This window comes from uncultured Wocania sp., from assembly GCF_964021735.1.
Taxonomy (GTDB): Bacteria; Bacteroidota; Bacteroidia; order Flavobacteriales; family Flavobacteriaceae; genus Wocania_A.
This window is the reverse complement of record NZ_CAXIBN010000014.1, coordinates 1-12,132: the sequence shown is the minus strand read 5'-3', so window position 1 is coordinate 12,132 and position 12,132 is coordinate 1. Positions and strand designations below refer to the sequence as shown.

The 12,132-nt window shown below is 34.2% G+C and carries 10 protein-coding genes and 1 pseudogene; 9 read left to right on the top strand and 2 right to left on the bottom strand.

The genetic code is table 11. From position 1 onward, the window contains the following. Nucleotides 1-92: 92 nt before the first annotated feature. Nucleotides 93-1,268, bottom strand: a complete 1,176-nt coding sequence (locus tag AADI82_RS02490) for a FecR domain-containing protein (protein WP_341214890.1) — start codon at nt 1,266-1,268, stop codon at nt 93-95. A 98-nt stretch (nt 1,269-1,366) separates the two neighbouring features. Here AADI82_RS02490 and AADI82_RS02485 point away from each other — a divergent pair, with 98 nt between their 5' ends. Beyond that, complete coding sequence (locus AADI82_RS02485; protein ID WP_341214889.1) at nt 1,367-1,990, top strand: RNA polymerase sigma-70 factor; 624 nt, start codon at nt 1,367-1,369, stop codon at nt 1,988-1,990. Between the two features lie 186 nt (nt 1,991-2,176). Here the strand turns inward: AADI82_RS02485 and AADI82_RS02480 are convergent. Then, nucleotides 2,177-2,689 (bottom strand): annotated as a pseudogene (locus AADI82_RS02480) (IS3 family transposase); the annotation flags it as partial. A gap of 222 nt (nt 2,690-2,911) precedes the next feature. Here AADI82_RS02480 and AADI82_RS02475 point away from each other — a divergent pair. The 8 genes from AADI82_RS02475 to AADI82_RS02440 form a co-directional block, all read left to right on the top strand. Beyond that, the gene (locus AADI82_RS02475; RefSeq protein WP_341214888.1) at nt 2,912-3,325 is read left to right on the top strand and encodes a hypothetical protein; all 414 of its coding nucleotides are present in this window, start codon (nt 2,912-2,914) and stop codon (nt 3,323-3,325) included. Between the two features lie 108 nt (nt 3,326-3,433). Then, nucleotides 3,434-7,183 carry an efflux RND transporter permease subunit gene (locus tag AADI82_RS02470; protein ID WP_341214887.1) on the top strand — a complete coding sequence of 1,250 codons (3,750 nt, stop codon included), beginning with the start codon at nt 3,434-3,436 and terminating at the stop codon, nt 7,181-7,183. Next, on the top strand, nt 7,180-8,397 hold the full coding sequence (locus AADI82_RS02465; RefSeq protein WP_341214886.1) for a TolC family protein: 1,218 nt from the start codon (nt 7,180-7,182) through the stop codon (nt 8,395-8,397). Before AADI82_RS02470 ends, AADI82_RS02465 begins: the two co-directional genes overlap by 4 nt. A gap of 30 nt (nt 8,398-8,427) precedes the next feature. After that, a complete protein-coding gene (locus tag AADI82_RS02460; RefSeq protein ID WP_341214885.1) occupies nt 8,428-9,021 on the top strand; it encodes a DUF3347 domain-containing protein in 594 nt (197 codons plus the stop codon). After that, nucleotides 9,022-9,477 (top strand): heme-binding domain-containing protein, encoded by a 456-nt coding sequence (locus AADI82_RS02455; protein ID WP_341214884.1) that lies wholly within the window; start codon nt 9,022-9,024, stop codon nt 9,475-9,477. 73 nt (nt 9,478-9,550) lie between these two features. Then, nucleotides 9,551-10,108, top strand: coding sequence for an AraC family transcriptional regulator (locus AADI82_RS02450; protein WP_341214883.1), 558 nt, complete (start codon nt 9,551-9,553; stop codon nt 10,106-10,108). Nucleotides 10,109-10,184: 76 nt separating this feature from the next. Further along, nucleotides 10,185-10,919 carry a MauE/DoxX family redox-associated membrane protein gene (locus tag AADI82_RS02445; RefSeq protein WP_341214882.1) on the top strand — a complete coding sequence of 245 codons (735 nt, stop codon included), beginning with the start codon at nt 10,185-10,187 and terminating at the stop codon, nt 10,917-10,919. 3 nt (nt 10,920-10,922) lie between these two features. Beyond that, nucleotides 10,923-12,132, top strand: a 1,210-nt coding sequence (locus tag AADI82_RS02440; protein WP_341214881.1) for an HAD-IC family P-type ATPase, incomplete at its 3' end; no start/stop codon positions are given.

Below are 12,132 nucleotides of genomic sequence, written 5' to 3'. Positions count from 1 at the left end.
GTAGTCTTATACTGTCTAGGTTGGAGACCTACTTCCTCTTTTAGTTTTTAGTCTTTTTATTTCATATTTCTATAATTTAAGTTAGTTGATTTTTATTTTAAATAGATTGTTTTATTCTTTATTTTATATACAATATTAATGTTACTCGTATTTTTAATGGACAATAAAATACTCTCGATACTCTGACTTTTGTCCAATGTTCCTATAAACCTTTCTTCTTTAAGGTTCTTGCTTTCAAAAACCACGTCCATATCGTACCAACGCGCCAATACTCGCATAATATCTTTTAATGGCTTTTTTCTAAAGCTAAACACGCCCTCTTTCCATGAAGTTTCTCTATAAATATCGGCTTCTGCAATATCCAGATTCTCTGTATCAATGTTTATGATGGCTTGTTGACCTGGAATCAATTGACTTCTAGTTAATGAATTCTTTACGGCCACCTTACCCTCAACCAGTGTTGTATAAACATATTCTTCGTCCTGATATGCCTTAATGTTAAACTCAGTACCCAAAACCTCTACTTCCTGGATTCCTGTAAGCACCTTAAATTTTGAATTACTATGATTAGTGCTAGGGGATACATCAAAATAGGCTTCACCATAAACCAATTCTACCAGCCTTGTTTCACCTTCAATAAAGTTAACAGGGTACTTTAACTGTGATTCGGAGTTTAACCATACTTGAGTACCATCGGATAATTTTACAAAGTATTGACCTCCTCTAGGAATGGTTAGATAATTATAAGCTAAACTAGGTTTTGATTTTGTTTGAATGATTTGTTTTGGAACATAAATTAAATCTTTACCATTACTCTCTACGTTTTTTGAGGTGTATTGTTGCCCCTTCTCTAAAGTAATATTAGTTCCATCTTCTAGTGTCAATATAGCCTTATCTGTTCCTGCTGTAATATTGTTATTTACTATTATTGGAGTGTTATCAACAACGCTATCTTTTGTTAAGAAGATGTAGCCAGCCGAAACAAATATCAATATTGCTGCCGCATATTTGAATACACTTCTTTTGTATAGAGGAATACCCTGTACCAATCTCTTGTTATTGATCTTGGATGATATAATATTCCAAGACATCTCTTTTTTATCACTTTTTACTGCTTGTAATTGCTCTGTTGAAAAATTTAAAATAACATATTCATTAAAAACATCTCTATTTCCTTTTTCTATCCAAGCAATAAGCTCATTAGCTTCGCTATCCGATATTTTCCCATCAAAGTAGTTTGCAATTATTTTTTCTGTTCTTTGGTTCACAATAATTCCATTTAGTTATAAGTAATACGTCTAACTTTTTTAAAATGCCTATACATTTTTACATTTTTATATATAACTTAGCATCGATTATATAGTTTATGACTAACACAAAAAAAACATCGAACTTAGTAAATGCCTTAAAAAATGGAGATCAAAAGGCTTTTAAAGTTATCTACGATTCAAATTACAGGAAGTTAATGGCCTACATAAATAGCTTTACCAAAGATGAATTTGAAACTGATGATATTTTACAGGAAACATTTATTAAATTATGGAATTCAAAAGAAAAGTTAGATGATATAAATTCTATTAATGGTTATTTATACAAAACAGCCTATTACACCTATATTGATAAATATCGCAAAGAAAAACGTGAGCAAAAAACTTTAGATAGTTGGAAATACAAACGGCTAATGGATGCTATTGTTGAGGATGACGAAATAAATAACAATAGAATTGAAAAATTAAAATTAGCAATTGAAAAACTACCAACTAAATGCAAGGAAGTGTTTGTTTTATGCAAATATGAAAAAATGACCCATGCGCAAATAGCAGAATCTCTCAATATTTCCCCAAAAACAGTTCAAGCTCATATGTGTAAAGCGTATAATTTAATTAGAGAGAAATTTAGTAAGGAAGGGTTTTTAACTTTATTCTTTTACTTTGCACATCCAAAGTTTAATATACCTACAAAAATTGAAAAACTTATGCACCGATCTTAATAGTGTTATTAAATTAATAAATTGGCTATAAGTTATAGGCCTATCGTCATTGATAAATATAGGCTTTTGATTTGATTTCGATAAGTCTAGCTAAGTACTGATAAAGAGTTCCACAAATTATTACACTTTCGCTATGGACTTGCAATAAACAAGTGGACAATTAGATGAGAGTCATGCAGCTACTTTTTAATTAAACATTTCAATTTTAAACTCTTCTACAGATTTATACCCTAAATAAGCGTGTATTCTTCTTCTATTATACCAAGTTTCTATCCATTGAAATATAGATAACTCAGCTTCTGACCTAAGCCAGTAATTGTGTTTATATACCCATTCTACCTTTAAGCTTTTAAGAAAGATTTAGCTACTGCATGATCCCAGCAGTTTCCTTTCCTGCTCATAGATTGTTTTATAAGTCCCTTATAGCTTTTTAAGATATTGGTGAATTTATAACTAGCGTATTGAGTTCCTCTATCAGAATGGAATATAAGTTCTTCAGTAATAGTATTTGATGCTACAGCCATATTGAAAGCAGGAATGATAGTATCACTAGTACTTAATGTTTGGCTCATTGACCATCCATCCTACAACTTTTCTATGAAACGGGTCTATAATGACAGTCAAATACATCCAGCCTTGACCAGTTTGTATATAAGTAATATCAGAGTCCCAAACTTGATTTTCTCTATTAACTAAAAAAAAATCAAAGGTAAATTATGTAACTGTTATTCCCTCAACTTAATGTCCAGTCAAATATAGTAAGTCCAAATTTTATCAAGTTAAATATGTGGAATAGGTCTTAGAAAATTTGTCCGACTTTTTGTTGAAAGCCCATTATTAGAACCAAAAGAGTTACCTGCAAAATTAAAAAATTGTTAATCCAAAGAAAAATTGTTAAAAATTTATACCTTTGCATTATCAATGAAGCAATTTTTTTACAGAATATCATCCTTTTTAATGGCAATTGTAGTGCTTTTTTCTACAATGTCATTTACTGTTGATATGCATTATTGTGGAGATACTTTAGTTGATTCTGCCATTTTTAACAAAGTAGAAACTTGTGGAATGGATATTGAAAGCCCTTCGACTGAAGGTTGCTCGATTAAGATAAAAGATTGCTGTTCTGATGAGCAATTAGTTATTGACGGTCAAGACGAATTAAAGATAACTTTTAATAAACAAACACTTGACCAACAATTATTTGTTGCTTCATTTGTTTACACTTACATCAACCTTTTTGAAGGTTTAGAGGAAAATGTAACTTCATATAGAGATTACGCTCCACCACTCGTCATAAGGCAAATCTACAAGCTTGACGAGACTTATTTGATTTGATTTTCAAACAATAGCCTTTTTATCCAGTGGATGTTTTCCATTAGGATAATTCTTTGTATTCGGTGTTTTTTTTAATGCCAATGTCTAATTGTTTAATAATCAAAGCTAATGCTAAACAAAAGCATAAAATTTCTAATAGAAAACAAACTTGTAGCAGTATTAATGCTCGTGCTATTTATAGGATGGGGAACAGTTAATGCACCTTTTAATTGGGAAACAGGTTTTTTACCAAGTAATCCTGTAGCGGTAGATGCCATACCAGATATTGGCGAGAACCAGCAAATAGTGTTTACTAAATGGGATGGTCGTTCCCCACAAGATATAGAAGACCAAATCACTTATCCATTAACCACATCGCTTTTAGGCATTCCAGGCGTAAAAACCATTCGTAGTTCGTCTATGTTTGGATTTTCGAGTATCTATATCATTTTTGAAGAGGATATAGAATTTTATTGGAGTCGTAGTCGTATTCTCGAAAAATTAAACTCATTACCCAGTGGTTTATTACCTGACGGTGTTAATCCTGCATTAGGTCCTGATGCGACAGGCTTGGGACAAATATTTTGGTACACGCTAGAAGGTCGTGATGAAAATGGAAAGGTTACCGGTGGATGGGATTTACACGAATTAAGAAGTATTCAGGATTACTATGTGAAGTATGCCTTGTCATCAGCAAGTGGTGTTTCAGAAGTAGCCTCTATTGGTGGCTTTGTTCAAGAATATCAAGTAGATGTTAATCCAGAATTGATGCGTCAATATAATATTGGCTTGCATCACGTTGTAAAAGCTGTAAAAGAAAGTAATAAAGATATTGGTGCTCAGACATTAGAAATAAACAAAGCCGAATACTTGGTGCGTGGCTTGGGTTATGTTAAGTCCATTGCCGACATTGAAAATGCTGTAGTTACATCAGAAGATTATACAGCAATCAAAATCAAAGACATCGGTAAAGTCTCTTTAGGTCCTGCAACACGTCGTGGAATTTTAGATAAAGAAGGTGCAGAAGTCGTGGGAGCTGTTGTTGTTGCTCGATATGGCGCAAACCCGATGGAAGTTATTAATAATGTTAAGGAGAAAATAAATGAATTAAGCTCAGGATTACCGTCAAAAGTATTGAGCGATGGAAGGACTTCTCAAGTAACCATTGTACCTTTTTATGATAGAACGGAACTCATACAAGAAACATTAGGAACACTTAACGAAGCACTAACTCTAGAAATACTAATTACCATTTTGGTCATCATCATTATGGTATTTAATCTTCGTGCTTCTATACTAATATCCGGACTTTTACCAGTAGCCGTTTTAATGGTGTTTATCGCAATGAAACTCTTTGGAGTTGATGCAAATATTGTTGCATTATCAGGTATCGCTATTGCTATTGGTACGATGGTAGATGTAGGCGTCATACTTTCAGAAAACATTCTTAGGCATCTAGATGAAGATGATGGAAAATTACCTATAAACACCGTTGTTTATAATGCTACCGCAGAAGTGTCTGGTGCAATATTAACAGCAGTAATGACCACTATTATTAGTTTCATTCCTGTATTTACAATGATTGGTGCAGAAGGCAAATTGTTTAGGCCATTGGCTTATACAAAAACGTTTGCATTAACAGCATCTATTATAGTGGCATTGTTCTTAATTCCACCATTTGCAGCATTCCTATTTAGAAAGAAAAGTTTAAAAAAGACATCTAGTTATATAATCAATGGCATCTTAATAGCACTTGGTATCGTAGCAACTGCCTTTGGTTATTGGTTAGGATTAATCCTAATCGCATTTGGAGTTTCTACCCTATTAAAAAATCAAGATAGGATTACAGAAAAGCGTGCTAATGTTTTGAATATTGGTATTTCTGCTTTCGCCATAGTATTTCTTTTGGCTGAATATTGGAGACCTTTAGGAGTAGATAGAAGCATCTTATGGAATCTTATTTTCGTTGGACTTATATGTTTTGGATTATTGGGTGTTTTTACCTTATTCAGAAAATATTATACCCGTATTTTAAGATGGGCTTTAGTCAATAAAATAACATTCTTATCAATTCCAACACTTATTGTTGTTGCTGGCTTTTTCATAATGAAAAATACAGGAAAGGAATTTATGCCATCATTAAACGAAGGCTCGTTCCTGTTGATGCCCACTTCTATGCCCCACGCAGGAGTTGAAGAAAACGCTAGGGTTTTACAGCAATTGGATATGGCTGTAGCCAGTATTCCAGAAATCAAAACGGTTGTTGGTAAGTCAGGTAGAACAGAATCAGCTCTAGACCCAGCACCATTATCAATGTATGAAAATGTCATCCAATATAAACCAGAATATATATTGAATGAAAAAGGCAAACGTCAGCGCTATAAAGTGGATGATGAAGGTTTTTTTATTCGTACAGACGGTAGTTTAGTTGAGAACCCAAATGCATCCGTAGGTTCTACAGAAGTTGAGAACGCTCGAAAGAATGGTAAAAAAGTTTTAATAACCGTTGATGAAAATTCCAATAACCTAATTCCTGATAATGATGGAGAATTTTTCAGAAACTGGCGACCAGAAATAAAATCTCCAGACGATATATGGAAAGAGATAGTAAAAGTAACTAAGCTACCAGGGGTCACTTCAGCACCAAAATTGCAACCCATTGAAACCCGATTAGTAATGCTTCAAACAGGAATGCGTGCACCAATGGGGATTAAAGTAAAAGGACAAGATTTAAAACAGATTGAAACTTTTGGAATTCAATTAGAAGATATTTTAAAACAAGCCGAAGGTGTTAAAACCGAAGCTGTTTTTGCAGACCGTATTGTTGGAAAACCATATTTATTAATTGATATAGATAGAGAGAAACTGGCTCGTTATGGTATCTCAATAGATGATGTTCAAAATGTGCTAAAAGTAGCCGTAGGTGGAATGGTGTTAACTCAAACTGTTGAAGGTCGTGAACGTTATGGCGTTCGTGTACGCTATCCAAGAGAACTACGAGCCAATCCAAACGATTTAAAACAAATTTATGTACCAGTTGAAAAAGGTAGTCCAGTTCCATTGGGTGAATTAGCAAACATTCGTTATGAACAAGGTCCACAAGTCATTAAAAGTGAAGATACTTTTTTAGTGGGCTATGTGCTATTCGACAAATTAGATGGTTTTGCAGAAGTAAACGTGGTTGAAAATGCCCAAGCTCTAATTCAGCAAAAGATAGATTCGGGAGAATTGATTGTGCCTAAAGGCATCAACTATCAATTCACAGGAACCTATGAAAATCAATTGCGAGCAGAAGAAACTTTATCAGTAGTAGTGCCATTGGCTCTACTCATTATCTTCTTGATTTTATACTTCCAGTTCCGTTCGGTAGGCACATCATTAATGGTTTTTACAGGAATTGCTGTAGCATTTGCAGGTGGTTTTGTGATGATTTGGTTGTATGGGCAAGACTGGTTTTTAAACTTCAATTTTTTTGGAGAAAATTTACGAGACCTATTTCAAATGCACCCTATTAATTTAAGTGTTGCTGTTTGGGTTGGTTTTATTGCACTCTTCGGGATTGCAACAGATGATGGTGTAGTTATGGCTACATATCTAACCCAAACCTTTGATAGAAATACACCCGAGACAAAACAGGAAATAAGGGCATCGGTAGTTGAAGCTGGAGAAAAACGTATACGTCCTTGTTTGATGACCACGGCAACTACCATTTTGGCATTACTTCCAGTTTTAACATCTACAGGGCGCGGAAGTGATATAATGATTCCTATGGCAATACCAAGCTTTGGGGGTATGGTTATCGCATTAATCACATTGTTTGTTGTTCCTGTTTTATACAGTTGGAAACAAGAGATACAACTTAAAAAAGTAGCGAAATGAAAAGAATAATTTTAATAGGAATTGGACTCTTAACTTTTGGTTTTTCAAATGCACAACAATTGGAAACTCTTATAAAGGAAGCATTAAAAAATAGTCCAGAAATTCAAAAATTTGAATTACAATATAGTATTTTTTCTGAAAAAGTAAATGAAGTAAACACGATTCCAAATACTGAATTTGGGGTTGGGTACTTTGTTAGCGAACCAGAGACAAGAACAGGAGCACAACGTTTCAAAGTATCAGCAAAACAAATGCTACCTTGGTTTGGCTCTATAACAGCCAGAGAAAATTATGTAAGCTCTTTAGCCAATGCCAAATATGAAGATATTGTTATTGCAAAAAGAAAATTAGTAGCAGCTGTATCACAATCCTATTACAATTTGTATGCGAACAAAGCAAAGCAAAAGGTATTGGTGCAAAATATTGAATTACTCAAAACCTACGAGACTTTGGCATTGACTTCTGTTGAAGTTGGCAAAGCATCTGCAGTAGATGTTTTGCGACTACAAATGCGTCAAAATGAGTTAGAACAATTAAAGGACGTATTAGCTCAACAATATTTAGCGGAACAAACAGCATTTAATAAACTGTTAAACCGTGATAAGAATATTGCCGTGAATGTAGTTGAGGAATTGACCATTCCTTTTGAAACTACTTTGGTTAATACAGAAAATTTATCCCTGCATCCGGAATTGATAAAATATGACAAGCTCTACCAATCTGTGCAGCAGTCAGAATTATTAAATCAAAAAGAAAGCCTTCCTATGATTGGTTTTGGATTGGATTATGTCAACGTTGACAAACGACCAAATATGAATTTTAGTGATAACGGAAAAGACATTGTAATGCCAATGGTATCAGTATCAATTCCAATTTTCAACAAAAAATACAAATCGCAGACCAAACAAAACGAATTACAACAGCAGGAAATAACCGCTCAGAAACAAGAACGTTTGAACAAATTGGAAACTGTTTTAGACAAAGCTATAAACGATAGAACCTCAGCAAGAATCAGCTACAAAACACAGACGAAGAATTTGAAGCAAGCTAATGATGCCGAAGAGATATTAATGAAAAGCTATGAAACTGGAACCATTGATTTTAATGATGTTCTAGACATTCAGGAATTGCAGTTAAAGTTTCAAATAAACCAAATAGAATCCATAAAAACCTACTATGTAAAAACCACAATAGTCAATTATTTAAGTAACTAAAAAAACAAGTATAATTTAAAATTAATAATAATGAAAAAAGTAAGATTAACAACAACAATTATGATGATGACATTTTTAAGTTTAACAGCAATGTCTTGCAAAGACACCAAAAAAGAAAATGCTCACGATAGTACAACGCATTCTGAAATGAATCATGATAAAATGGATAAATCCAATGATATGATGGATTCCAATACGCAAAATTCAAGTGCCCAAAAGGTATTGGCAGATTATATGGCTCTTAAAGACGCACTTGTGGAAACCGATAAAGACAAAGCTGCAAAAGCTGGCAACAAATTGAACAATACTTTAAGTGAGTTTGATATAAGTAACTATACAGCTGAACAGCAAAAAGAGCTTAAAGACATCATTACTGATGCTAAGGAACACGCAGAACATATCGGTAAGAGCGAAATGGACCACCAGCGTGAACATTTCAAGACATTGAGTAAGGACATTATGGATATGGTCGCAATCACAGGAACAGAAAATACTTTGTATCAACAATTTTGTCCTATGTACGATGGCGGTAGTGCTTGGTTAAGTATGAACAAGGATATTAAAAATCCTTATTACGGTAGTAAAATGCTGAAATGCGGAAAAGTACAAAAAGAGATAAACTAAATGAGAATTGTGAAAATCGTAGCACTTGTTCTATTGGTATGTTTTGTGGGCATACAGTTTATGCCCACAGAGCTAAACCAAAGTGATGTTGTGCCAAAAACTGATTTTTTGTTGATAAACAATCCACCAGAAAATATTAGCACACTATTACAAGAGTCCTGCTATGATTGCCACAGTAATAACACAGATTACCCATGGTACAATAAAATCCAACCTACCGCTTGGTTTCTCGAAAATCATATAGCAGATGGAAAAGAGGTATTGAATTTTAATGAATGGGATGCATATTCCAACCGAAGGAAGAATAGCAAATTAAAGTCTATTATAGGTCAGGTTGAAGATGATGAAATGCCACTTTCATCTTACGCCTTAATTCATAAGAATGCGAAATTATCCAAATCTGAAAAGATCTTGATTATTGATTATATGAAGAACCTAAAAGAAAATTTAAAATAAAGACCTGATATGGGAAGGAAATACTGATTAATTGGTTAATAGCCCTTCCCGTTTCAGGCACTATAAAAGAAATATGGAGCAAACCCTTAACATAAAGAATATGGTGTGCGACAGATGCAAATCAACTGTATTGCGTGAGTTGGAGGAATTGGGTTGTGACATAAAATCGGTTGAGCTTGGGCGAATTGTTCTAAACGAAAAGACAGGCATCCAAGCATTAGAATTGGAAAAAGTGCTGAACAAACACGGTTTTGAAATCATAAAGGATGACACAGAAATTTTGATAGAGGAAATAAAGATTGTACTCATAAAAAAAATCGAAAATCAAGACAATACAAACCTTTCATCTTTTTTGACCAAAAGGTTTATTAAATCCTATTCAGCTTTAAGTAAGCTGTTTAGTAAAACTGAAGGTGTAACGATTGAAAAATATGAAATCAATTTAAAGATTGAGAAGGTAAAAGAACTGATACAGTTGGGACAATTGAATTTTTCGCAAATAGCTTACAGTTTAGATTATAATAATAGTAGCCATTTGGCGAGACAGTTCAAAAATGTGACAGGAATGTCAATGACGGTATTTAAAAACCTGCAAAAATGGAACAGAAAATCCATAGACCAAATTGTATAAGCATTATCCAGAATTGTACAAATGAAGGTGGGTTGCAGAAATTAATTTTGTGTAATAATCATTAAAAAAATGAACAATGACACATACATATAACATAAAAGGAATGACCTGCGGAGGCTGTAAGGCTTCGGTAGAAAAATATTTGAGCAACGTAGATAACGTTACCAACGTTACTGTTAACCTCGAAAAAGCCGAAGCTGAAGTTACAATGAGTAGCCACGTTGCTACAGAAACCCTTAAAAAAGCGTTACCTGAAAAATATACTCTTTCGGAAAAGGAAAACAAAAATGTTTTCCAGATGACATCCCAATCTATGGATGAAACAGAGCAAAAATCAAAACTGCAACAATTGCAGCCTTTGTTGCTCATCCTTTTTTACATAGCAACAGCTAGCGTATTGTTGCATTATAAAAATTGGGATGGTAATATGGTAATGTTGGATTTTATGGGTTTGTTTTTTATCGTATTCAGTTTCTTCAAGATGCTGGATTTAAAAAATTTTCCAGAATCTTTTAGAATGTATGACCCATTAGCAAAGCGGGTTTCAATATATGGTTGGATATACCCATTCATAGAAACTGCTCTAGGACTGATGTTTTTAATGCGTTTTGAAATAGAAATTGCTCTAATCGCTACGCTCATTGTGTTAAGTATCACAACTGTTGGTGTTACCAAAACACTTTTGGATAAAAAATCCATCCGCTGTGCTTGCTTGGGAACGGCATTAAAACTGCCAATGACGGAAGCTACATTTATTGAAAATGCCATTATGATTGTGATGGCAATTGTAATGTTAACTCAAAATATTTAAAAGATGGAACATCACGAACACCATAACCACGGAAACCATCCCAAACAAAAGGCAGAAATGGACCATAGTAAGATGGACCATTCAGGTCACAATCCTGCTCACGGCGAAATGGGACACGACCATCACAAAATGATGATAGAAGATTTTAAACGAAGATTTTGGGTGTCCACAATTTTGACTATACCTATTCTTCTATTATCGCCAATGATACAGAATTGGTTGGGCGTAGATTGGAATTTTACAGGTAGCAATTATATTTTGTTTATCCTTTCAAGCATCGTCTATTTTTATGGTGGTTGGCCGTTTTTAAATGGACTGGTAAGTGAGTTAAAGAAGAAGTCAGCAGGAATGATGACGCTTATTGCAGTTGCGATTTCAGCAGCTTACTTCTATAGTGTTGCGGTCATTTTTGGGTTTGAGGGGAAAACGTTTTTTTGGGAATTGGCAACACTTATTGATGTAATGCTAATTGGTCATTGGCTAGAAATGCGTTCTATTTTGGGAGCAAGTAAAGCCTTGGAAGCATTAGCAGCATTAATGCCTAACGAAGCTAACTTGGTAGATGGAAACCAAACTCGAAAAGTAAAAATAAGCAAGCTAAACCAAGGAGACATCATTCTCATTAAACCAGGTGAAAAAGTTCCGGCTGACGGCGTAATAGTAGAAGGTAAAAGTGACCTCAATGAAAGTATGCTCACTGGGGAAAGTAAGCCCGTAAGTAAAACGGTAGATGAAGAAGTAATTGGCGGTGCCATCAATGGAAATGGCGTTATTAAAGTAAAAGTAAAGGGCATTGGAGAAGAAACTTATTTATCAAAAGTGATAAATATGGTGCAAACAGCCCAAAAACAGAAGTCTAAAACACAACGTTTGGCAGATGTAGCTGCAAAATGGCTTACTGTAATTGCATTGGTTTTAGGTTTTGGTACATTCTTTACGTGGTTGGCTTTGGGTGAAACGGTGTCATTTGCCTTAGAACGTATGGTAACTGTTATGGTTATCTGTTGTCCACACGCTTTAGGTTTGGCAGTGCCATTAGTCGCTGCAATTTCTACTAGCATTTCTGCTAAAAATGGGTTATTGATTCGTAACAGAACAGCATTTGAAGCATCCCGTAAAATATCGACCATTGTGTTTGACAAAACTGGAACACTTACCAAAGGGTCACACGAGGTAGTACGTATTGTTCCATTATCATCAGATTACGATAAAA

Excerpts from the sequence above, each read along its gene's own strand:
- AADI82_RS02485 (WP_341214889.1), top strand. The coding sequence starts at position 1,367 with ATGACTAACACAAAAAAAACATCGAACTTAGTAAATGCCTTAAAAAAT.
- AADI82_RS02475 (WP_341214888.1), top strand. The coding sequence starts at position 2,912 with ATGAAGCAATTTTTTTACAGAATATCATCCTTTTTAATGGCAATTGTA.
- AADI82_RS02470 (WP_341214887.1), top strand. The coding sequence starts at position 3,434 with ATGCTAAACAAAAGCATAAAATTTCTAATAGAAAACAAACTTGTAGCA.
- AADI82_RS02465 (WP_341214886.1), top strand. The coding sequence starts at position 7,180 with ATGAAAAGAATAATTTTAATAGGAATTGGACTCTTAACTTTTGGTTTT.
- AADI82_RS02460 (WP_341214885.1), top strand. The coding sequence starts at position 8,428 with ATGAAAAAAGTAAGATTAACAACAACAATTATGATGATGACATTTTTA.
- AADI82_RS02455 (WP_341214884.1), top strand. The coding sequence starts at position 9,022 with ATGAGAATTGTGAAAATCGTAGCACTTGTTCTATTGGTATGTTTTGTG.
- AADI82_RS02450 (WP_341214883.1), top strand. The coding sequence starts at position 9,551 with ATGGAGCAAACCCTTAACATAAAGAATATGGTGTGCGACAGATGCAAA.
- AADI82_RS02445 (WP_341214882.1), top strand. The coding sequence starts at position 10,185 with ATGACACATACATATAACATAAAAGGAATGACCTGCGGAGGCTGTAAG.